We start from the raw sequence: 21,698 nt of genomic DNA, 5'->3' as shown, positions 1-21,698 counted from the left end.
CGGGTCAGTTTCTGACCCGGGCCCTCCTCATGTGCCGTAGAGGTCATACGCAAATAGCCGTACTTGACTAATCGTACGCGACGGCGTGTAGTCGGAAGGTGGGTCCGCTGTCGACCCCCGTCCGACTTCAGGAGGAACGCGATGACGGAGAGCTGGACCGACGAGCACAGCGCCGCGCCACCCAATCCGCGCCGATGGCTGATCCTGGCCGTCGTTCTGGCCGGGGCGTTCATGATCCTGCTGGCCACGACGATCGTCAATGTCGCGGTCGCCCCGATCCAGCGCGACCTCCGCTCGACCTACACGGCGATGGAGTGGGTCATCGCCGGCTACGCGCTCGGATACGGGCTGCTGCTCATCCCCGCCGGCCGGATCGGCGACCGCTTCGGCCACCGCAAGCTGTTCCTCATCGGCGTCGCGGGGTTCACGCTCGCGTCGGCGGCGTCGGCGCTCGCGGCCACACCCAACCAGCTGATCGCCTTCCAGGTGGTGCAGGGCATGATGGCCGGCATCCTCAACCCGCCGGTGCTGGCGCTGATCCAGACCACGTTTCCGGCGAAGGAGACGGGTAAGGCCTACGGCATCTACGGCGCGATCGGCGGCATCGCGACCGCCAGCGGCCCGCTCCTCGGTGGCCTGCTGATCGCGTGGGACCTCGGCGGCTGGGACTGGCGGCCGGTGTTCCTGCTCAACGTGCCGATCGGCCTGGCCACGTTCGTCGCCGCGCTGATCCTGGTGCCCGAGTCGCGAGGCCGCCGCGGCGGGCTCGACGTGATCGGCATGCTGCTCGTCTCGGCCGCCGTCCTGCTGCTGGCCGTTCCCCTGGTCGAGGGCCAGCGGCTGGATTGGCCGGCCTGGACGTTCGTCTCGATGGCAGCAGCGCTGCCCGCGCTGGCCGCCTTCGCCGCATGGGAGTTGCGCCGCGCCCGACGCGCCCAGGTTCCGCTGGTGAGCATGCGCCTGTTCGCCCACCGCTCGTTCTCCGCCGGCGTCGGCATCAGCCTCTGCTACTTCGCGGGCTTCATCGGCCTGCTCTTCGCACTCTCGCTGCACCTGCAGATCGGCCTGGAGAAGTCCGCCTTGACGACCGGCCTGATCCTGCTGCCGTTCTCGTTCGGCACACTCGTCGGCGCGGCCATCTCCGACAACATCGCCCGTGCCCTCGGCCGGGGCGTCCTGATGCTGGGCGCGGGCATCGTGATCGTGGGCATGGTGGGCATCATCGCCACGATCCACTGGTGGGGCTCCGGCCTCGAACTGCTGCCGGCCCTGCTCTTCGCCGGCTTCGGCTCGGGCCTGGTGATCGCGCCGAGCGTCGAGATCGTGCTGGCCGGCGTGCCCTGGCAGGACGCGGGAGCGGCCAGCGGCGTGCTCGGCACCGCCCAGCGTCTCGGCCAGGCTGTCGGCGTCGCGGTGGCGGGCGTGGTCCTCTTCGGAACGCTCGGCTCCTACTCGGCCACGGCCGCGGAGAAGGCCAGCCCGGAGCTTCAGGCGTCGCTTGTCGCCGCGGGGCTGCCACCGGCGGAGGCGAGCGCGGCGACGACCGCCTTCGCCGACTGCTTCATCCGCCAGTCCCGCGCGTCGGATCCGACGGCCACGCCGCCCGGCTGTGCGGACTCGGCACCGGGTCCGGTCGGCGCGGCCTTCGACAGCGCTGCCTCATCGGCGCTGGAGACCAACTTCAACCGGGCGGTCCAGTTCACGGTGGGCGCCGTCCTGGTCGGCGTGATCCTCACGTTCCTTCTCGTCTACCTGCTGCCGCGCCGGCCCGAAGAGCCCTGGGCCGAGGCGAGCAAGCCCGACTGGAACGTGACCGCCACCCGCCAGCCCGCCCGGTGACATGCCGCCAGCCCCGGCCCCGCAGATGCCCCCGGGGTCGGGGCTGGCACCGTCACGAGGTGGTCATCGACGTCGGTTGGTTGGCCATCAGCTCGGGCAGTTGGTCCAGCAGCTCGTCGTGCCAGGCGAGCTCGGTACGGAGTCGGAGCTCGGTATGACGGAAGGTCGTCCACTCCAGACCACGGATGTGTGGCGCCGCGATCTCCCGAAGCGCCAGCCACGAGTCGAGCTGCGCGGCGAGGGCCTGCCGACGCGCCACGATGATGGCCCGGAGCGCTTCTTCGCCGAGATCGATCACATTCTGCAGGGCCAGGTCGACCGGGTCGTGGCGGAGCTTGGTGTCACGCAACGCCTCGTCGCGGTGGTCGATCAGCTCCGCCGCGCCGGCCGAGGTGAGCGCGTAGATCGTGCGGGCGGGCCGGTTGCCCTCCTGCTCGGTCCGGACCGCCTCGATGACGCCCTCGACCTGCATCCGGTGCAGCGCGCCGTAGAGCGACCCCGGTTTGACGTCGCTCCACAGCTCGGTACGGTCGACCTGGGCCGCCCGGCGGATCTGGTGCCCATGCATGGGGCCGCCACGCGCGAGCGCTCCGAGCACGAACAGGCGAGTGCTATTCACGGCATTAGTCCAACACGAGTGCCCGTTTGCGGGCAAGTTGCGCAGAGCAATCCTTGAGCAACCTGCTATCCCCCGTGAAACGTCGGGTCGACGCACAGCCTCGGCAGGACGATCAGCGAAGCCGCGATGGCCCGGTTGACCGCGTCGATGCGCGACACCGCACCGAGTTTGGCGAAGATGTTGCGCAGGTGGCGCTTGACCGTCGCCTCCGACAGGCAGAGCCGCCCGGCGATCTGGGCGTTGCTCATCGCCTGACCGACCAACTGCAGCACCTCGCGCTCGCGGTCGGACAGTGTGCTGTGCACCGGCCCCTGCACCTGGGTCAGGCTCTCGCGCGACACTGCCAGCATCACCGGAGCGTCGTCGGCGCGGGCGCGGCGGATCGCCGCCACCAACTCCTGGCGCGTCGAGTTCTTCAGCAGATAGCCGCAGATGCCAAGGGTCAACAACTCACGCAGCAGCGTCGGGCCGTCGAACATGCTGAGGATGATGACCCGACTCGCCGGGGCGACATCACGGATCCGGCGCACCGTCGTGGTCACCCCGTCGCCGGGGATCTGCACGTCGAGCAGCACGATGTCGGGCTGGCGGACGCGGATCTCGTTGACCGCCGCACAGCTGTCGCCGGCCTCGCCGACGACAACGAGGTCACGCTGGGCGTCGAGGATCTCCCGGAGGCCGTCGCGAACCACGACGTGGTCGTCGACGAGCACGATGCGGGTCGGCTCGACCATCGTCGCGGTCACCGGCCGGCCCCCGCCCCGACGGCGAGCAACGGCACGACGAGTTCGACGGACACGCCCTGGCGGCCCGCCGCTCGCACCGCGAGGCGACCGCCCACGGCGGCCGCGCGCTCAGCCATCGCGCGCAGGCCGGAACCGTCGCGCTCCGCCGCGAGGTCGAAGCCCACCCCGTCGTCGACGACGGTCGCCCGCAGCTCGTGCGGGGTGATGTCGACGACCGCATGGATCACTCGGGCACCGGCGTGGGCGACCGCGTTGCGCAGCGCTTCGCGGACGACCAGGAACACCTCGTCGAGCACCTCGGGCGGCACCCACGACTCGTCGCCGTTGATCTCGGTGTGCAGGCGTGTCTCGCCCGTCTCGACCGTCGACAGGAAGTTGGCGAGCGCCTCGTCGAGGGACCCGAGCGGCTGGGAGAGGCGAAGATCGGCGATGAGCACCCGCAGGTAGCCGACCGCGTCATGGAGCGACTCCCGGGCGATGACCACCCGGCGGTCGACGTCGCCTCCGTGTCGCTCCTGGGCGAGCTCGTGCGCCTCCAGGTTGCGGTACGCCGCGCTGAGGCTGTGGCCCAGTCGGTCGTGCAACTCGCGCGCGATCAGCGAGCGTTCCGCGATCTGCGCCTGGTGGACCTCGTTCATCAGGCCGGCGGCGTAGCGCGCACTCGCGTCGAGCAGCCGGGTCAGTGTCGTGCGGGTGAGCGCGTCGGCGACCAGCGCCAGGATCGCGCCCTGGTCGGGCCGGCCACACAACTGCTCCAGCGCGTCGGCCAGCAGGATGTCGGCCAGCGCGACGACAGCGCGGAAGCACTCGCGTGGGTGAAGGTCGACGCCCTCGGTGGGCGACGTCGGCGGTGGTGCCGACAGCGGGTCGGTCGTCTCGCGACCAATCTCGACGACCGTCTCCCGGACCAGGACGTCGACCTGCGTCGTGTAACTGTCGACCAGGTCAGCGGCCGCGCCGAGATCATCAGTCGCAGCGGCGAGACGCTGACGGTAGGCGGCGAGAATCGGTTGACGCCTGCGTTCGAGAACCTCGGCAGCGGTCCTCCGCAGCGCATCGTTTCCATACACCATTGCGGATCCCCCGGTGTGTGCCCTTGTTGCTCCCCAGGTGCGGGCACGAACGGCTCTCCCCAGCGCCGGCTGCCCGCCGTGTCGCCCGGCTCCCCCCTGCGCGGGCGACAAAGCACTCAGATCGGATCGGCCTTCTACGAGTTGTCACGGCCGACTACTCGCACGAGTCTACGGTCTCACCACACACCGTTGGAAGCATCGAAGCTTAGCTTTTGGTAGTCACACCAAAACTTAAGGTGAAATCCACACTTCGCCGCTATCAGCTTTCGACGCCGCGTTGAGGGACCTCCGCGACAGTTCCCCCGACACCTCGACCCATCAGGAGCGGAGCGACCAATGGTGAGCAGACGCAACGTCATGAAGGCCGGCGCCACCGCGGGCGCAGCCGCGCTGGTCACGACCACCGCGGCGGCAGCGGCGCGCGGATCCACCCCGCCCGCGACGCCGGCCCACGGCGCCCACACCGGCCACCGGGGGACGGCGCACGTCGCGGCCGCCGCCGCACCGTTCACTGTCCGGATGCCGATACCGCCCGTGCAGCAGCCGATCGCCTCGGTAGGCAACACCGACTTCTACGTCGTTTCCACCCGTAAGGCTCAGGCCGAGATCCTGCCCGGGACGCGTACCGAGGTGTTGACCTATGACGGGCTGTTCCCCGGCCCGACGTTCCGGGTCAAGACGGGTCGGCTCGCGGTCATCGCCCACAGCAACCACCTCGACATGCCGACCGCGGTACACGTGCACGGAGGCCAGACCCCGTCGAGCAGCGACGGGTTCCCGACCGACGTGCTCGACCCGGGCAGGAGCCGGATCTACAGCTATCCCAACAAGCAGCGGGCTGCCACGCTCTGGTACCACGACCATGCCCATCACATGGAGGCGGAGCACGTGTTCCGTGGGCTCGCCGGTTTCTTCCTGATCGACGACCCGGCCCAGGCCGACCTCCGGCTGCCGTCCGGCAACTACGACGTCCCGATCATGTTGCGCGACGCGCGGTTCGCCGACGACGCGAGCCTGGTCTTCGAGCACGACGACTTCCAGTTCCGCAACACGATCCTCGCCAACGGCAAGCCGCAGCCCTTCTTCCAGGTGGCCGCCCGCAAGTACCGGCTGCGCTTCGTCAACGCGTCCAACCTCCGCACGTTCACCCTGCGGCTCGGCAACGACGCCGAGGTCACCCAGATCGCGAGCGACGGCGGGCTGCTCGCCGGGCCGACGCCGATCCGCTCGTGGAGCCTGACGCCCGGCGAACGGATCGAGATCGTCGTCGACTTCGGCGCGTTCCCGGTCGGCAGCCAGGTCTTCCTCGACGACACGGTGGCCGGGCCGGTGCTGCGCTTCGACGTCAACCGAACCGCCACCGACGCCAGCCGGGTGCCCGACCGGCTGAGCACCATTTCCGCGCTGCCGACGGCCACGAAGGAACGGGCGTTCACGCTCAACCTCAACCCGGCGACCGGCCAGTTCCTCATCAACGGGCAGCAGTTCGACGCCGACCGTGTCGACACCGAGATCAAACGCAACACCACCGAGGTGTGGACGGTGACCAACGGCGACACGCTCTTCGGCATCCCCCACAACTTCCACCCGCACCTGGTCCAGTTCCGGGTGCTCAGCCGCAACGGCCAGCCGCCCGCCCCGGGCGAGGCCGGGCTGAAGGACACCATCTCGGTGGGACCGGGTGAGACTGTCCGGCTCCAGGCGACATTCGGGCCGTACCTTGGCCGGTATGTCTACCATTGCCACATGATCGACCATTCCGCGAGTGGGATGATGGCACAGATGAAGATCGTTCCCTGACCCTGAGAAAGGTTTCTTGTGCCCTCTGCAGAGAAGACTGTGCAGATCGGACGGACTCCCGAGGTCGTCTTCGCCTTCCTCGCCCGGGGCGAGAACGACGCACGCTGGCGTCCCAACGTGCTCGACGTCGCCCGCGTCTCGGGCGAAGGGGTCGGCGCTCGCTACCGACAGGGGCTCAAGGGCCCCGGCGGGAGCCGCATCCCGGCCGACTACGAGGTGACCGGGTTCGAGCCGGGACGGCGACTGGCCTTCCAGGCCACCGGCAGCGTGGTACGCACCCAGGGCGAATACACGCTCACGCCGACCGACGGCGGCGGCGGGACGAACCTCACGCTGAAGTTGGCGTGGCAGCCGAGCGGGCTGTCGCGCTTCCTCGGGCCGGTCGTCGGCAAGACCTTCGAGGAGGAGATCGCCGCCCTCGACGCCCTGCGCGACCTGCTGGAAAACGAAGCGTGAGCCGGTAGCGCCGGCGGCAGCCGCCAACGGATGTCGGGCCCGGAGTCGGTCGGCTCCGGGCCCTCATCCTGCCCTCGGTCAGGGGCTGGTGCAGGTGACGCTGCTGGGTGCGGTGGCCCCGTTGCCGGTGGCGGTGAAGCCGAAGTTGGTCGAGGCGTTCGGACCCACAGTGCCGTTGTAGGGGGCGTTCCTGACGGTGACACTGCCGGTGGTGCCCGTGTTGACGCCGCTCCACAGGCTGCTGATGGCCTGACCACTGGCCAGGGTCAGACCCACGGTCCAGCCGGTCAGGGCAGCCGTGGAGTTGTTGGCCACTGTCACCTCGGCCTGGTAACCGCCGGGCCAGGTGTTCAACGTCCGGTAGGTGGCAGTGCAGGTGCCCGGCTCGCCGGTGGGCGGCGGAGTCGTCGGCGGGTCGGTGGGCGGCGGGTCGGTCGGCGGCGGAGTGGTCGGCGGCGTGGTCGACTCGAACTGGCTGAAGAACCTCCAGATCTCACCCGAGGTCCAGGTCCGCGAGTCGTTGGGGCTGCCCGACCCGTCGACCGGGCTGGGCGTGTGGTCCCCGTCGAAGGCCGCCCACTGCACCGGGTAGCCCGCCCGGCAACCCGAGTAGGCGGTGGTGATGTGGGTGAGGCTGCCCCGACTCGGCTCGCGCGGACTCTGCGCGGTGCACCCGTTGTTCCGGACGAACGTGTCGCGCAGTTGTCGCCCCTGCGAGATGTTCAGCACGCTGTCGTAGATGCCGTGGATGCCGAAGTAGGCGACGGGCTGGGTGCCGCCGTTGCATCCGCTGAGGTTGGCACCGGAGATCACGGTGACCGCGCGGATGACGGTGGGCCGGGCGCAGGCCACCGCGTAACTCATCGCCCCGCCGTAGCTCCAGCCCAGAGCGAAGCGCTGGGTGGTGTCCACGCAGAGGTCGTTCTCGATCTGCCGGGAGATGTCGTCGAAGAGGGTCAGGTCCCGACCGTTGGTGTTGGCCCAGCCGGCGTTGATGCCCTGCGGGGCGACGAAGATCGCGCTGTTGTTCGACAACGGCTGGAGGCCGTAGTAGCCGGCCGAGGTGACGTTGTTCGCCGAGCCGTTCAACCAGTGGAAGCCGAAGATCAGTCGGTACGGGCGATTCCGGTCGTACCCGTCCGGGATCCGCAGGTTGTACGTGCGGCTCTGTCCGCTGCTCTGGATCGTCCGGGTCCCGCTGGCGAGTGTGGGGGCCTTGCCGCAGCCGGCGGTCGCCGCGAGGGTGCCGTTGGTGGCGGCCACCGCTGTCGCACCGAGGCCGCCGCTCAACGCGCCGCCGGTGGTGGCCGCGAGGAGAAGCGCCGCGGCCGCGATGGATGGGAGGAAGAACCTACGTCTCAGCATTACTTGGGCTCCTTGCCGTTCGGCGTCTGGTGCTCGTGGCTGGGCAGCGGCACAGGGCGTGCTGCCGCCACCCGTCGGCGCCGGGCTGCCTGCGGTGGGGCGTCGGAGCTGGGCATGCGGCCGGAGCATTGTCGTCCGGCGACCAACCACTGTCGCCTGGCATCGACGGGGGCCCGGACTGGTCACCGACCGGGAAGGCGGCGGAAGGGGCGGGCCCCTCGGCGCGTCTTCACCGGCTGGCTCAGGTGACCGGGAGCGTGCCCTTCACTCCCGGGTGAAAGATAGCAGGTTATCGATAACATGCTGATCCGCATCGACCGTCCGGCGGGGCGACCGTGCGTCGAATCGGCGACGCCCCGCAGGCGCTCATCGGCCTGCGGGGCGTCACTCGGCAGCTGCTGAAGATGCCTGGGCCGATCAGCCCGACTGCACCACAACGAAGTACCAGACCTCGTCGGTGGTGCTGCCATCGGCCTTGCGGCCCTTGACGACCAGGTAGGTGCCGGTTGCCTCGGTCGGCGTCCAGGTGATCGACGCGCGACCCTCGGCGTTGGCCTCGACCGTCCCGGGGACGCCGCCGATGGTGTACTCGAACGACGTGATTCCGGTCGTACCGCCGCTGAACTCGAACCGGCCCTCGACGCCCACTCCGCCGCCGGGGATGCTCTGCGGATACTCCTCGGAGAAGACGTACGGCGCGGTGCCGACCTGGAACGGGTATTCGGTGATCGGCGAGAGCCGTCCGTCCTCGGTGCGGCCCTGCACGGTGAGAATGCTGAGCCCGTTCCGGTCCGGCACGACGGTGACCACTGTGTTCCAGCTGTCCCCGATGGGAACGCTCAGCTCCGGGCCGTCGTTGAGCCGGTAGCGGTACTCCACCACCTCGGGAGTCCATGAGGTGCTGAAGCTGAAGTCGCCAGGTACGCCGATGCCACCCCTCGGGCTCCACTCGGAGAACTCGCTCCACACCGAGACCCGCGTGTCGCGGACCGGGACCGTCATCGCGCGCTCCGGGGACGTCGTTCCGTCCTGAGCGACACCGGTGACCCGGGCCGAGAACCAGCCGCCTCCGGACTGCGGTGTGAACGAGACGGTCGCCGTGCCATCCGCCCGCGCCGCGACGGTCTGATACTCGCTGTAGTCCAGCGAGTAGCGGAACTCCTTGGTGTCCGGCAACGCCGAGCGGAACGTCAGCGTCATCGGCTGACCTTCCGCACCGCCGTTCGCCGGGTCGGTGGTGACCACCGGCGCCTCGAACGGTTGCCAAGTGAAGGTCTTCTCCGGCGACCGGGTGCCGTCGGCCAGCAGCGCCTGGACGATCAGCGTGTTGTCACCGATGTGCGTCGGCGTCACGGTGAAGTCCGCGCTACCCCCGCCGCTGGCGATCGCGACCTCCGGGCCGCCGTCGAACCGGTAGGCGAACCCGGTCACGTCCGGCAGCCGGCTGCTCACATAGAACTCCACCGGCAGGCCGATGCCGTCGATCCGGTTCAGATGTTCAAGCGTCTGCGAGTACAGGTGCGGCACCGCGTCGATGACGTTGAACTGATGGTACGTCTCCATCGACCTCTCGCCGTCCGCCCGTACCGACCGCACGACCATGACGTGCCAGCCTGCGGTCGCCGTCCACGGTACGACCACTGTGTCATCCGCAGCCGCCTGGACCGTCTGCGTGACGTCGTCCAGGACGTACTCGTAGGCGACGACGTCACTGTTGCGCGGCGTGAACGTGAACGATCCGGTCTTGCCGGCGATCTGGTCGGTGTCGAAGTTGAACTCGGCCGACTCCACCCCGGGAGCGTCGGTGACGTAGACCCGCAGGGTGTCCTGACCGATGAGCTTGTTCTTCACGTAGCTGCTGACGACAACCTCGACCTCGCCGGTCGCGGTGAACGTCAGCTGACCGGTGGCTCCGCCGTCGACGGCCGGCACCCGGGTTTCCGGGCCACTCTTGATCTGATAGCCGAAAGCCGTCGTCTCGGGCTTCCTCGCGGTGAAGGCGAGCGTGCTCGCGAGTCCGACCCCACCCATTTCGATCTCTACGCTCGGCGCGGTCTCGGCGACGTTGAAGCGGTAGCGCCTCTCCGGCCCCCGGTTACCCACCGCGTCGACCGAGGTGATTGTCAGCTCCTCGAGCCAGCCCCGCTTCGGGGTGTATCCGAGAACCGCCGTGCCGCCCGGCTGCCGCGCCTTGACCTGCCCGCTGTAACCGCTCGAGTCACGCCACGCGAACCCGACCACGTCGAGGTCGCCGCCCGCGTCGAGGCGGAACTTCCCCTTGAGGCCGGTGCCCCCACCGGGAGTCATGCCCTCGGGGTAGACCTTCGAGGCCACGGCCGGCGGGTTCGCCGGTGCCGTCTTGTCCATGACGAGGTAGCAGACCTTGCTCCACGGGCCGGCGTCATAGTAGTCGCGGGCCTGTGCCTGCCAGGCAAGAAGCTCGCCGTCGGCGTACTGGTTGAGGTCCGTGCCGTAGTTGTAGCTGGAGAACTCGCGGCGCTGGTCCGGGTGGTCGACCGGCCAGATCGCGTAGAGGATCGACGGTGAGTCGCCCTCGTCGGGGTCGTTCACGGTGGCCTTGAACAGGGTCGAGGCCGCGGCCGGCGAAGGCTTGTCGACAGTGCCGCACGGCCGGGTCGGGCTCTCGAGGCGCGGTTCGGTCACCGTTGGCGGGTGGTTGGACGTGGAGCTCAGCGTCGGCTGCTGAAAGGTTCGGCCGGCCCGCGGGTCCGCCTCCTGGGCTGCCGTGATCCGGTATTCGATGGTGATCGACTTCTCGTGCCGGGCGAGCGCGGCGTTGAGCGTCGACACCATGTCGATGCCCAGGTAGCCGGGGCAGTAGTACGCACCTTCGCCGCGGTTGACGGAGATCAGCTTGTCGAGCTCGGCGGGCGGGTTGTTCCAGCTCGTGCCGGTCTTGACCGGGGCGGTCCGCCACAACTCGATCGTCGCGGCGGTGGAGCAGTCGGTAACGGTGTCCTCGTACGTGTACAGGTACGAGTTGTGCACGACAGTGCCCTTGAGCTGAGTCAGGTCATAGGTGAAGTAGGAGCGGTAGGTGTGCGCCTTGTTCGCGTCGTCGAGCAGGGTACCGACGGGCGGCGCGACCGCAGGGTTCACGAACTTTGTCTTGGGACTCTGCGAATCGAGGTAGGCCCAGCTCGACAGAGGCAGATTGACCGAGGTGGCAGCGAGGGCCGGCTGGCTGGTGGCCAGAACGACGGTAGCAACACCCACCACGGATGCCAGCATCGCTGATCCGATGCGCTTCATTTGGACGGATACCTCCACTTGACGGCACCTTGATCGACACCGTTTCGCGTCATCGTAACGACGGCCGACATCTATTTTTCGCCGTGCGATCCTATGTGGATCTAGCCGGCAATTCGTGCGCCTTTACCACGCGATTCAGGCCCGCAGCTCCCGTTCCGCCCACTCGGCAGCAATCCGGCTCGGATCGCCGAAACGAAAAAGTGGGGGCTCGTGCAGCAGGAAGTCACGGTGGCTGATGTTCCAGGCGTACGCGCCGGCCATGGCGAAGGCCAGCACGTCGCCCACGCCGATCGGCCCGGCGGTGCTGGAGAAGGACAGCACGTCCTTCGGGGTGCAGAGCTGCCCGACCACGGTGACCGGCCCGCCGTCGGTACGGGGACCGGCGGCACCCTGTCGCGAGTGCACGGTGAACGGCTGAGCGTGCCCCTTCGCGGCCGGTGTCCGCAGGTGGTGCGTCCCGCCGGCCACCACCACGAACCACTCGCCGTAGGAGCGCTTCACGTCGATGACCTCGGTCAGGTACGCCCCGCAGTGGGCGGTGACCGACCGGCCCGGCTCGATGCGCAACCGCACTCCCGGGTAGCTGTCCAGGACGTCCGCCAGGGCCCGGCCGTAGCCCTCCCAGTCGAACCGCGCGTCGGGGTCGGTGTAGTCGACTGTCATGCCGCCGCCGACGTCGACCTCGGCGGCGTCGACCTCGGCCACCGCCCAGTCGACCACCGCGGCGGCGACCGTCGCGGCGAGCGGTGCGTCCATCCCGCTGGCCAGGTGGGCGTGGATTCCGCGGACGTCGATGCCGGCGGGCGGGCGGCGGGCCCACCCGACGGCGTCGGCCGGGTCCATCCCGAACGGGCTGGGCCCACCGCCCATGACCAGGCTCGCGCCCGGCGCGTCGACCGGCAGGTTCACCCGCAGCAGCACCTGGGCCGACCGGCCCGTGGCGGTGGCGAGCGCGCCGAGCCGGGCCAGCTCGGTGGGCGACTCGACGTGGATGCGGTGCACCCCGGCGTCGAGCGCGGCGGCGAGGTCCGCGTCGGTCTTGCCCGGCCCGGCGTACGCGGCCGGCAACCGTCCCGGCAGCACCTCGGCCAGCCTGCGCAGCTCGCCCCGGCTCGCGGCCTCGAACCCGTCGACGATCGGGGCGAGGGTTCGCAGCACACCGGGATCCGGGTTGGCCTTGACCGCGTAGAGCAGCTCGACCGGCGGGGGCAGCGCCGCCCGGACGGCTCGGGCCTGCCCGGCCAGCGCGTCGAGGTCGTGGACGTAGACCGGTCGGGTCATCGTGGCCCACCCATCGGGTTCGGCACCGGCACGAACGGCGCGGCCCGGTCGGCGTCGCGCCGCCAGCGGACCAGCAGGTTCGCCTTGGCCGGCAACGGCTCCCCGTCGAGCAGCACGCGCAGCTCGGCGGGATCACCGAGGTCGGCGGCGACCGCCTCGACGACGCTCCGCAGCTCCTGCCACAGCCGCAGTTCGATTCCCGGCCGCGCGTCGGCGAGAGCCCCGCTGATCCCACCGAGATGGTTGACGAACAGGCAGTACACGATCCGGCGGTGGGCGGCGCGGGGACCGTAACGGACCTGCGCCGGGACGCCGTCCGGCCAGGTGGCCCACCGGTCGGCGTCCAGCTTCACCCCCTCCAGGTCGCGCAGCAGCATGCGTACGGGACGACGGTCCCGGTCGAGCACGACGACCACGTTCTGCAGGTGCGCCTCGTGCACGACGCCGTGGCTGAGCCAGCTGCGCAGCACCGCCGGCACCAGCAGGTCGACGTACGCCCGCCACCAGGCGACCGGATCCGCTGTCACCAGCGGTGCGCCGGCGAGTGCCGCCGCCAGCACCGGGGTGTCGCCGGGACGCAGGTGCGGGCACAGACCGCCGCGCAGGATCGTCCCGTACGCCTCGTCGGGGCCGGCGACGTCGACAGTGCGGTACGCGGGTTCGGCGAGCAGCCCCACCCCGTCCGGCAGCGGCACCCGGGCCAGCAGGTCGGTGAGCGCCACCGCCCCGGTGAGTTCGTAGCGGGCGTTCTTGCGCAGGCAGTTGGTGATCCGCACGTGCAGGCTGGTCTTCACGAACAGGTCGGCCTCGGGGGCGTAGAGGGTGCGGACGCTCGCCGTCGGCCGGACCGGCACACCGGCCGCCCCCAGGTCGCGCAGCAGTGGGTGGGTGGGCGGTACCAGCGACAGCTGCCAGGGGTGCACCGGCAGGGCGCGGTGCCCGCGCGGGGGCCGGGGCGGGTCGAGCGCGGCCACGAGCGCGTCGAACGGCCCGGCGTCGGCGGTCAGGTCGTCCGGTACGGCGAGCCAGTGCAGCCGGAACGCCGTGCGCAACTCCGGCGCGTACGCCCGCCAGCTGTCCGGGTCGCCGCTGCGCCACTTCGGGGTCGGGTGGTGCGGGTGGCCGAGGACCAGCGACTGCTCGGAGTCGACGTACGCGTCGATGGCGGGCTCACCGGTGGGGGTGGGGTCGGCGGCGGGCCGGTCGGCCAGCAGTCGGGCCACGGTGTCCCGGCTGGCCCGGACCTGGTCGACGAACTCGTCGTTCGCCAGCCCGGTACGGGTGGTCAGCTCCGCCGCGACGAGGGCGGCCAGCCCGTCCGCGTCCAGGTCCGCCCACCGTCCGCCGCCGATGTCCCGTTGCACCGGGCCGGTGTAGCGGTGCGCGCCGAGCGCCGAGGCTCGGGCCACCGCGCAGCGCACCGTGACGTCGAGGTGCCGCAGCAGCAGCCGGACGGCACCGTCGACCACTGCCGGGGTGCCGTCCGGTGGGGCCAGCTCGCGCAGCAGGCAACCGAAGACGCTGTGCGCGGCGGCCAGGTCGGCGAGCTGACCGGTGTCGGTGGCCGGCCGGGAGCGCAACTGGGCGCTCGTCATCGTGTCTCCCGCAGATAGTTCGGGCCGGTACGCAGGTAGTACTTGTTGATGTCGGTGCAGCCCAGCCGTTGTTTGGGCAGCAGGGTGCCGGCGGTGAGCATCGCCTTGACGGGCAGTTGGGTGGCGTTCAGGACCCGCTCGGTGAAGCTCCGCGCCGCCGGGCCGTCGCCCCACCGGTCCCGGGCGGCGACGAGCCGGGGCACCAGCGCTTCGGCCGGTGTCGGCACCGGCAGCCCGCGGGCGGCCAGCGCGACCAGTGGCGCGGCGGCGGCCAGGTGCAGGGTGATGGTGATGAACACGTCGGCCAACTCCTGCGGGTCACCCGCCCACATCCGGTCGTCGTGCAGGGCGATCCCGGTCGGGCCGTCGTGCCGCGCGTCCAGCCGCGCGCCGTCGTTGTCCTTGTACAGCAGGCCGACGGTGCCGTCCGGGCGCACCAGCAGGTGGATGTTCTGCGGGTGGGCCTCCAGCGCGATCCCGTGCCGGAGCCAGAGGAAGACGTGCCAGTCGAGCAGCAGGTCCAGGTAGGACTCCAGCAGTGCGACGGGCCGCTGCGGGCTGATCCGGTCGAGGACCGTGCCGGCCACCGGGTCGACGGCGGCGAGGGCCGCGACCGGCACCACCTGGACGCCGGCCAGGTCGCGCGGAAACCGGCGGAGCAGGAAACCGCGTCGCTCGTCGCCGTCGACCTGCGCCCAGGTGCTCTCGTCGGCGTGCCGGACCCGGCCGACGAAGCGGGGTTCGGTGGCGGCGATGCGGTCGAGCAGTGCCGCGACGGCCGCACCGTCGGCGAGCGAGCCCGGTTGCAGGGTGCGTCGGTTGCGCGCGCCGAGGCTCGCTGTCGGCAGCGGCAGTTTGAGATGCAGGTACGGGTCGTGGTCGAGTGCCACCGTCCGCATGGAGAGGGTGGGTCGCACCGGGGTAACCGGCAGGTCGATCACCGGGAGCGCGTCGCGTGCCACGGTGAGCGGATGCGCCGGCAGCAGCAGCTGATCCGGTCGCGGCGCGGCCGGCCACCAGGGCGGGAGTTGGCCGGTGAGCCGGACGTCCGTGGCGGGGGCGGCGTACCAGCGCAGCGCGAAGCGTGGGGCGTGTTCCGGGGCGTACCGGAGCAGTTCCTCGTCGCGCAGACCGTGCCGGCACCGGTCGGTGGGGTAGACGGGGTGCCCCAGGTGAGCGGCGAGCACGTCGTCCAGCAGCGCCGCCGGCGGGCCGGTCGAGGTGCCCACCCGTTCGGCCGCCACCTCGGTGAACACCCGCTGCCGGTTCCGGGCGGCGAGCCGCCGGGCCCGCAGGTCGGCGCGGCACTCGACGGCGAAGTCCCGCCAGCCGGCCTCGGCCTCGGCGTTGCCGTGCGGGGCGAGCAGCGTCAACAACCCTTCGAGAGTCTCCGTACGCCGCGCGTCGCCACTGCCGTCCACCAGCAGCACCGTCGGCGCGGAGCTGCGCAGGGCCTGCTGGAACCCGTCCGCCCGGACCGGTATGCGCAGCCGGCCGGCGGGGTGTGACACCTGCCACCAGTCGGGACCGTCCGGGCGGCCGGCGGTGAGCAGACCGAGGTGATCCTCGCGCAGCAGGGCGTCGAGCACCCGGGTGAAGACCTCGCGCTCGCAGTCGTCGCTCACTCGACGATGGTCCACTGCAGGTCGCCGCGGAGGGCGGCCAGTGACTGCCGGACGGCGTTCTCGTCGGGGCCGATGCCGTGCAGCACGGCGAGGTAGTCGCGGTTGGTGCCGGTGTGCACGGCGCTGCGGCCCACCTCGCGCAGCGGGTGGCAGCCCAACCGGACGTCGCCGTGGACGGTGTCCAGCCGGCCCGGCGCGGCGACGAGACGGCCGGACCGGTCCGCGCAGACGTACTCGACCCGGGCGTGCCGGTCGACAGCGGAGGGCAGGCGCAGGGCGGACAGCGGCTCGCCGAGGTGCAGCCGGATGACGTACTCGAACAGCGGCACACCGAGCAGTTCGGCGAGGATCAGGTCCATCCGGTCACCGATGAGGCGGTAGTTCACCTCGATGAGCCGGACCCGGCCGTCGGCGATGACGTACTCGGTGTGGCAGGCGCCGAAGCCGACCCCGAGCGCGTCGAGTCGGGCCCGTAGCTGGGTGCGCGCCGGCTGCGCCGGGGGCGACCAGGCGAGGCTCTCCTCGGTGAAGGTCGGTGGTGGGCCGAGGTCGGTGCGCCACCCGCCGAGGGAGGCCAGCTCGGTGCCGTCGCCGAGGGTCTCGAAGGTCCGCAGTTCACCGTCGAGGTACTCCTCGACCACCAGGGCCACGTCGGGCCGCCGGTTGCGGATCTCGGCGACCCGGGCGACCAGCTCGGCGTGGTCGGCCACCAGGTACGCGTCCTCACTGGCCACCCCCTCGCGGGGCTTGACCACCGCCGGGAACATCTCGTTCGGCACCTTCGGCGGGGCTGCGGGGTCGACGGTGACGACGCGTACCCGATCGAGGCCCGCGGTGGCGATCACCCGGCGGGCGGCGGCCTTGTCCTTGCAGAGACGGGCGGCGTCCGGGTCCTTGCCGGGCAGGCCGAGCTTTCGGGCGGCGATCGCGGTGGTCTCCTGGAGGTGGTCGCTGTTGGACAGCAGCGCCGCCGGTCGGGTCGCTGCCGTCGCCGCGACCACGGCTGCCGCGTCGCGGACCGCGCACCGCGTCACCGGCACGTCCGCAGGCCATTCGGCGGGCCGGTCGGTCAGCACGGTGGCCGGCAGCCCGAGGGACGCCGCCGCCGGAAGGAACCCGTGCAGGACGGCGTCGGTGGGGTTGAGCGCGGTCAGGTAGAGCCGCATACCGCCTCCGTCGACTACCACGATGTCACGATTAGGGTAGCCTACCCTTATTAGGCGGATATGGCGCGGTCTGCCCGGTGCAGCAGTCCGGCGGCCACCAGACCACCGATCAGCACCGCTGCCGCGCCCACCAGTTGCCCGGTCTCCAGCGCCGAGGCGAAGGCGACAGTCACCGCCTCCCGCTCGGCACCGTCGCGGGCGGTGGCGAGAGCCGCGGGGAACGATCCGGCGCCGGCCACTGCCGCCGGCAGCAGCGCCGCGAACCGGGCGTTCAGCACGGCACCCAGCACCGCGATGCCGAGGCTGCTGCCCACCTCGGTCATGGTGCCGTCGACCCCCGCGCCAGCGCCGGCCTTCGCCGCCGGGATCGCGCTCATCACGGCCTCGACGATGGCCGGGTTGGCCAGCGCGCAACCGGCGCCCATGACGAGCAGTCCCGCCAGCAGCACCGCGTACCCGTCGGACGGAAAGAGTGTGACCAGCGCCAGCCCGGCCGCGAGCAGCGTCATACCGACGGCGATGGCGACCGCCAGGCCGAGCCGACGGATCACGCCCGCGACGACACCACTGACGTTGAGCAGCACGATGGACAGCGCGAAGGGTGCCATCCGCAGGCCGGCCTCCCAGGCGGGGTAGCCCCGCACGAACTGGAGGTGCTGGGTGAGCAGAAAGAGCGCGCCGGTGGCACCGAACGTGATCAGCACGACCCCGGAGATCGCACCCACGAAGCGCTGGTCCCGGAAGAAGCCCATGTCCAGCATCGGATGTGGGATCCGTCGCTCCCACCGCACGAAGATCCCGAGCACCAGTACGCCGACGATCGCCACACCGATCACCTCGGTCGACGTCCACCCGCGCTCCGGCCCGGAGATGATCGCCCAGACGACAGCGGTCAGACCGGCGGTGGAGAGCACAGCGCCGGGCACGTCGAGTCGACCGCCGGCCGGCCCACGGGACTCGGGGACCAGCGCGCGAGCGACGAGCAGGCAGACCAGCACGATCGGCACGTTCATCAGGAAGATCGCGCCCCAGGGCAGATGGGCGAGGACGGTGCCGCCGATCGGTGGCCCGATGGCGAACCCCAGCGCGCTGGTGGCAGCCCAGATGCCGATCGCCCGGGACCGCTCGGCGGCGTCGAAGACCTGCATCGCCACCGCGAGCGTCGAGGTGACCAGCAGCGCGCCGCCAACACCCATGCCGGCCCGCGCGGCGATCAACTGTCCGCTGGTGCCGGCGAGACCGGCGGCCAGCGAGCCGGCCCCGAACAGGACGAGCCCGGCGAGCAACATCCGGCGGCGGCCGTACCGGTCCGCGGCGCTGCCGGCGGTGAGCAGCAACCCGGACAGCACCAACGCGTACGCGTTGATCATCCATTGCACCTCGGCGGTGCTGGCGCCCAGCTCGGTGGTGAGCACCGGCACCGCCACCGTCAGCACGGTGTTGTCCAGCACCACGACCAGCTGCGCGACGCACAGCACGGCCAGGATGAGCCATCGCTGTGGCAGTCGTACCGGTGTCGCGGTGTCGGTGGCCGGCTGGACGCTGGTCACGCCACCGCCTTGGCGCCGTCCGCTGCGGGCCGCTCGACAGGCGCGTCGGGGGTCGGCTGGCCGACCGGCAGGCCAGCGGTCGGGCCGGGCCGGTGCGGGAATCGCCGCTGGTGGGCGAGGCCGAGGACGACCCCGGCGGCCACCAGCACGATGGCCGCGACGGCGACCGCCGGATAGCCGACCCGCTCGGCCGCCGCGAGACCGATGGACGACGCCACGAACGAGCAGACCAGGCCGAACGACGACAGGACGGTGAAGTCGGTGCCACCGGTGTCCGGTCGCGAGTAGTCCATGTTGACCGTGTAGAGCACGACGTTGGCGATGGTGTAGGCCACCATGAAGCAGCAGAGCGCGGCGACCGTCCCACCCAGTGGCGCCTGGCCGTTCATCAGGGGCAGCAGCAGCAACGTCGACACCGTGAGCGCGAGGCCACCGGCCACGAGCACGCCACCGCGCCCGAACCGTCCGACCCCGAGCCCGGCGACCAGACCCGCGACGATGGCCGGGGCGCTGGTCACCACGCCGGTGACCACGCCGATCCGACCCAACGACCAGCCGGCGTCGACCAGGGCGGGGGTGACCAGGGCGTACGCCATTCCCGCGCCGACGTAGACCAGCGGCACCACGCCGAACGTCCACCACCGGCAGCCGGGCTGCCCGAACACCGACAGCAGCGCCCGGTAGGCAGTGCCGATCCGGGCCACCCGATCGGTACGGGGAGGCTCCCGGAACCGCCACACCACCACCAGGCCGACCGCCGTCATCGCGACCAGCAGCCCGATCGCCGACGCCCAACCGAACTGGTCGTAGACCAGGACGCAGGCTCCACCGCCGAGCAGGTTGCCGAGGTAGCTCGCGGCGACCTGGATGCCGTTGCCGGTCCCCCGGGCCGACTCGGCGAGCATCCGCACCGCGACGGCGTCCACGGCGATGTCCTGGGTGGCGGAGAAGAACACGTACGCGGCGCAGATCGCGACGATCGGGCCGAGCGCGTCGGCCGGGCTGGCGAACGGCAGCAGCGCCAACAGGGCCAGCACCAGGGCGCTCTGCAGGACGAGCAGCCAGGAACGGTAGTGGCCGCGGTGCCGGGAGCCGTACCGGTCGAGGACCGGCGCCCAGAGGAACTTGATGGGCCAGATCAGGCCGACGATCTGCAACAGCGCCAGCGTGTCCAGCGAGGTGCCGCCGTCGCGCAGGATGGCGGTGAGCCCGACGGTGATGAAGCCGACGCCGAGGTACTGGGTGACGTACAGCGTGGTCAGGGTGCCGAGCCGGCCCTTCATGCCGCTTTCCAGTAGCCGAGGGAGGTCAGGCGGTCCTTGTCGACGCCCAGCGTCTTGCGCAGGTGCCGGGTGATGCCCCTGGTGGTGGCCGCCTCGCAGGCCACCCAGTAGTGGCCCGTGTCGCTGGTCGGCAGGGCGGCGCAGACCGTGTCGACGAGATGTTGCCCCGCGTCGCGCCGAGGCACCCAGGTGACCTCGTGGTGCGCCCGGGCCCGCAGCGCGAGCGCCTTCTCGCCCTCGTGGGCGTACTCCAGCCAGACCGTCGCCGGAATGTCGGCACCGGCGTCGAGCAGGCTGTTCACCGCGGGCAGGGAGGCCGCGTCGCCGACGAGGTAGAGATGTTCGGGCGCGGGGTCGGGCAACTCGAACGCGCTGCCCTGAACGGTCGCGCTGATGGTGTCGCCGACAGTGGCCGTGGTGGCCCAGCGGGCCGCGCAGCCGTCATGGATGGCGAATTCGAGGGTGAAGCGGCCGGTGGCCGGGTCGGGGTCGACCAACGTGTAGGCGCGCTGGTGCGCCCGCCCGTCGTTGTCGAACCACAGCCGGATCCACATCGTGGGGTGCACCCCGCACGCCTCCAGCAGCCCACCCCCGTCCAGGAGGAGCCGCTGGTAGTGCCCATCGATCGACTCGGTGCTGAGGACGGTCAACCGAAAGTCCCGACCTCCCATGGCCTTGAGGACCAGGGCCTCCCAGTTCCGTTTCACGCACCCCTCCAGGTAAGGTCATCCTTGGTTAGGGGAGGTTAACCTAAGTTGCGCCCCGGATGGAACAGAGGACAGCGCCCGATGACGTACCAGGAGACGATCGCCGGCCTCGGCGAGCTGTCGTTGGTGACCGTGGACCCCGACCGGGACGCCGCCCTCCTGCACGGATGGGTGACCCTTCCCCGCAACTCCTTCTGGGGCATGGGTTCCCACACCCTGGATGAAGTGCGCGAGATCTACGCCTTTGTGGACAGTCTGCCCACTCACCACGCGTACCTGATCTTGATCGACGACGAGCCGGTCGGCCTCTTCCAGACCTATCAGCCCGAGGCGGACCCGGTCGGCGAGCGCTACCCGGTCCAGCCCGGCGACGTGGGAATGCACCTGCTGCTCAGCCCCGACCGACGCCTCGCCCGCAGCATCACCAACGCGGTCGGCCCGGCGGTGGCCCGCTTCCTGTTCCGCGATCCGGCCGCGCAGCGGATCGTGGTCGAGCCGGACGTTCGCAACCACCTCGCCCTGCGCCGACTGGAGATCGAGGGCTTCACCCTCGACTCGGAGATCGACATGCCGGACAAGCGGGCCCAACTCGCGTTCCTGACGCGCGCCCGGTTCGCGGCGAGACACCAGACAGCGGCCTGACCGCCGACGCCCACCGACTACTGCTGGCCGGTGGCGGTGGGCGCGCCGAGCCGGTTGTCCAACGCGCTCAGCTCGGCGGTGCGCGCCTGCTGGATCCGGCCGGCGAGCGCCTTCAACTCCGGGCTCCCACCGGCGGTCTGCTCGCCCCGGCACAGCACCACTGTCTGCGCGAGGTGCGCCCGGATCAGCGCGGCGGCGCGGGACGGCACCTCGACGTCGGGGGCGGCACGCAGCTCGGCGAGGCTGGCCTCGGTGACCATGCCGGGCATCTGGTGCCCCGCGTGGATGTTCAGCTCCGGCACGTTGCCCGCGGCCAACAGCCCACGCAGGTCCCGCAGCTCGGCCTGATGAGCCGTCCGAAGCTCGCCGAGGAGGGCCCGCAACGACGGATCAGCGTCCGCCGGTCGGGTGTCGAGCTGGTCGATCAGCGCGAGCGCGCCCTCGTTCATCGGGATCAGCAGTTGGATGAAGGCGTCGTCGGTGCCGTTGAGCACCACCGGCACGGTCGGCACCGCAGCGGCCGGTGGGGTGGTTGCCGGCGGGGCCACCGGGGCCGGTTCGGTTCGTCCCCAACCGTTGGTGAGCCCGACGGCCAGCGCGGTGGCGACCACTGTCACGACGACGCCGACCATCCGCCCGGTCCGGACGCGAGGCCCGGGGCGCTCCGCCATGATCTGC

The 21,698-nt window shown here is 71.0% G+C and carries 17 protein-coding genes; 4 read left to right on the top strand and 13 right to left on the bottom strand.

The window, feature by feature from the left end; all coding sequences use genetic code 11:
* Window positions 1-141 precede the first annotated feature (141 nt).
* On the top strand, window positions 142-1,839 hold the full coding sequence (locus QCZ28_RS02170) for an MFS transporter (RefSeq protein WP_279514963.1): 1,698 nt from the start codon (window positions 142-144) through the stop codon (window positions 1,837-1,839).
* 52 nt (window positions 1,840-1,891) lie between these two features.
* Here the strand turns inward: QCZ28_RS02170 and QCZ28_RS02165 are convergent, their stop codons facing one another.
* The 3 genes from QCZ28_RS02165 to QCZ28_RS02155 all read right to left on the bottom strand — a co-directional run bounded on the left by QCZ28_RS02165 (window position 1,892) and on the right by QCZ28_RS02155 (window position 4,277).
* Entirely contained in the window at window positions 1,892-2,458 is a 567-nt protein-coding gene (locus tag QCZ28_RS02165; RefSeq protein ID WP_279514962.1) for a PadR family transcriptional regulator, read from the bottom strand.
* A 65-nt stretch (window positions 2,459-2,523) separates the two neighbouring features.
* Window positions 2,524-3,204 (bottom strand): response regulator transcription factor, encoded by a 681-nt coding sequence (locus tag QCZ28_RS02160; protein ID WP_245233539.1) that lies wholly within the window; start codon window positions 3,202-3,204, stop codon window positions 2,524-2,526.
* On the bottom strand, window positions 3,201-4,277 hold the full coding sequence (locus QCZ28_RS02155) for a histidine kinase (protein WP_279514961.1): 1,077 nt from the start codon (window positions 4,275-4,277) through the stop codon (window positions 3,201-3,203). Before QCZ28_RS02155 ends, QCZ28_RS02160 begins: the two co-directional genes overlap by 4 nt.
* Before the next feature lie 336 nt (window positions 4,278-4,613).
* On the opposite strand from QCZ28_RS02155, the gene QCZ28_RS02150 reads away from it, so the two are divergent.
* Both QCZ28_RS02150 and QCZ28_RS02145 read left to right on the top strand, forming a co-directional pair.
* The gene (locus QCZ28_RS02150) at window positions 4,614-6,077 is read left to right on the top strand and encodes a multicopper oxidase domain-containing protein (RefSeq protein WP_279514960.1); all 1,464 of its coding nucleotides are present in this window, start codon (window positions 4,614-4,616) and stop codon (window positions 6,075-6,077) included.
* 18 nt (window positions 6,078-6,095) lie between these two features.
* Window positions 6,096-6,533 (top strand): SRPBCC family protein, encoded by a 438-nt coding sequence (locus QCZ28_RS02145; RefSeq protein ID WP_279514959.1) that lies wholly within the window; start codon window positions 6,096-6,098, stop codon window positions 6,531-6,533.
* Window positions 6,534-6,611: 78 nt separating this feature from the next.
* Here the strand turns inward: QCZ28_RS02145 and QCZ28_RS02140 are convergent, their stop codons facing one another.
* The 9 genes from QCZ28_RS02140 to QCZ28_RS02100 form a co-directional block, all read right to left on the bottom strand.
* Window positions 6,612-7,898: a cellulose binding domain-containing protein gene (locus QCZ28_RS02140; protein WP_279514958.1), complete on the bottom strand. Its 1,287-nt coding sequence runs from the start codon at window positions 7,896-7,898 to the stop codon at window positions 6,612-6,614.
* A gap of 417 nt (window positions 7,899-8,315) precedes the next feature.
* Window positions 8,316-11,018: a hypothetical protein gene (locus QCZ28_RS02135; RefSeq protein WP_279514957.1), complete on the bottom strand. Its 2,703-nt coding sequence runs from the start codon at window positions 11,016-11,018 to the stop codon at window positions 8,316-8,318.
* 288 nt (window positions 11,019-11,306) lie between these two features.
* Entirely contained in the window at window positions 11,307-12,452 is a 1,146-nt protein-coding gene (locus tag QCZ28_RS02130) for an alanine racemase (RefSeq protein WP_279514956.1), read from the bottom strand.
* Window positions 12,449-14,047, bottom strand: coding sequence for an IucA/IucC family protein (locus tag QCZ28_RS02125; RefSeq protein WP_279514955.1), 1,599 nt, complete (start codon window positions 14,045-14,047; stop codon window positions 12,449-12,451). The genes QCZ28_RS02130 and QCZ28_RS02125 overlap by 4 nt, the downstream gene beginning before the upstream one ends.
* Window positions 14,044-15,672, bottom strand: coding sequence for an IucA/IucC family siderophore biosynthesis protein (locus QCZ28_RS02120; protein ID WP_279514954.1), 1,629 nt, complete (start codon window positions 15,670-15,672; stop codon window positions 14,044-14,046). Before QCZ28_RS02120 ends, QCZ28_RS02125 begins: the two co-directional genes overlap by 4 nt.
* Window positions 15,669-16,838, bottom strand: coding sequence for a siderophore biosynthesis protein (locus QCZ28_RS02115; protein WP_347815079.1), 1,170 nt, complete (start codon window positions 16,836-16,838; stop codon window positions 15,669-15,671). Before QCZ28_RS02115 ends, QCZ28_RS02120 begins: the two co-directional genes overlap by 4 nt.
* Before the next feature lie 50 nt (window positions 16,839-16,888).
* The gene (locus tag QCZ28_RS02110) at window positions 16,889-18,388 is read right to left on the bottom strand and encodes an MFS transporter (protein ID WP_279514952.1); all 1,500 of its coding nucleotides are present in this window, start codon (window positions 18,386-18,388) and stop codon (window positions 16,889-16,891) included.
* On the bottom strand, window positions 18,385-19,671 hold the full coding sequence (locus QCZ28_RS02105) for an MFS transporter (protein WP_279514951.1): 1,287 nt from the start codon (window positions 19,669-19,671) through the stop codon (window positions 18,385-18,387). Before QCZ28_RS02105 ends, QCZ28_RS02110 begins: the two co-directional genes overlap by 4 nt.
* A complete protein-coding gene (locus QCZ28_RS02100; RefSeq protein ID WP_279514950.1) occupies window positions 19,668-20,378 on the bottom strand; it encodes a siderophore-interacting protein in 711 nt (236 codons plus the stop codon). The genes QCZ28_RS02105 and QCZ28_RS02100 overlap by 4 nt, the downstream gene beginning before the upstream one ends.
* Before the next feature lie 81 nt (window positions 20,379-20,459).
* On the opposite strand from QCZ28_RS02100, the gene QCZ28_RS02095 reads away from it, so the two are divergent.
* The gene (locus tag QCZ28_RS02095; RefSeq protein WP_279514949.1) at window positions 20,460-21,020 is read left to right on the top strand and encodes a GNAT family N-acetyltransferase; all 561 of its coding nucleotides are present in this window, start codon (window positions 20,460-20,462) and stop codon (window positions 21,018-21,020) included.
* A 17-nt stretch (window positions 21,021-21,037) separates the two neighbouring features.
* Here the strand turns inward: QCZ28_RS02095 and QCZ28_RS02090 are convergent, their stop codons facing one another.
* Window positions 21,038-21,691 carry a DUF305 domain-containing protein gene (locus tag QCZ28_RS02090; protein WP_279514948.1) on the bottom strand — a complete coding sequence of 218 codons (654 nt, stop codon included), beginning with the start codon at window positions 21,689-21,691 and terminating at the stop codon, window positions 21,038-21,040.
* Window positions 21,692-21,698 lie beyond the last annotated feature (7 nt).

Source organism: Micromonospora sp. DH14 (genome assembly GCF_029809455.1).
Lineage (GTDB): Bacteria > Actinomycetota > Actinomycetes > Mycobacteriales > Micromonosporaceae > Micromonospora > Micromonospora parva.
This window is presented reverse-complemented; position numbering and strand designations above follow the sequence as displayed.

Coding starts and splice junctions, on each gene's coding strand:
- QCZ28_RS02170 (WP_279514963.1), top strand. CDS start 142: ATGACGGAGAGCTGGACCGACGAGCACAGCGCCGCGCCACCCAATCCG.
- QCZ28_RS02155 (WP_279514961.1), bottom strand. CDS start 4,277: ATGGTGTATGGAAACGATGCGCTGCGGAGGACCGCTGCCGAGGTTCTC.
- QCZ28_RS02150 (WP_279514960.1), top strand. CDS start 4,614: ATGGTGAGCAGACGCAACGTCATGAAGGCCGGCGCCACCGCGGGCGCA.
- QCZ28_RS02140 (WP_279514958.1), bottom strand. CDS start 7,898: ATGCTGAGACGTAGGTTCTTCCTCCCATCCATCGCGGCCGCGGCGCTT.
- QCZ28_RS02130 (WP_279514956.1), bottom strand. CDS start 12,452: ATGACCCGACCGGTCTACGTCCACGACCTCGACGCGCTGGCCGGGCAG.
- QCZ28_RS02125 (WP_279514955.1), bottom strand. CDS start 14,047: ATGACGAGCGCCCAGTTGCGCTCCCGGCCGGCCACCGACACCGGTCAG.
- QCZ28_RS02115 (WP_347815079.1), bottom strand. CDS start 16,838: ATGCGGCTCTACCTGACCGCGCTCAACCCCACCGACGCCGTCCTGCAC.
- QCZ28_RS02105 (WP_279514951.1), bottom strand. CDS start 19,671: ATGAAGGGCCGGCTCGGCACCCTGACCACGCTGTACGTCACCCAGTAC.
- QCZ28_RS02095 (WP_279514949.1), top strand. CDS start 20,460: ATGACGTACCAGGAGACGATCGCCGGCCTCGGCGAGCTGTCGTTGGTG.
- QCZ28_RS02090 (WP_279514948.1), bottom strand. CDS start 21,691: ATGGCGGAGCGCCCCGGGCCTCGCGTCCGGACCGGGCGGATGGTCGGC.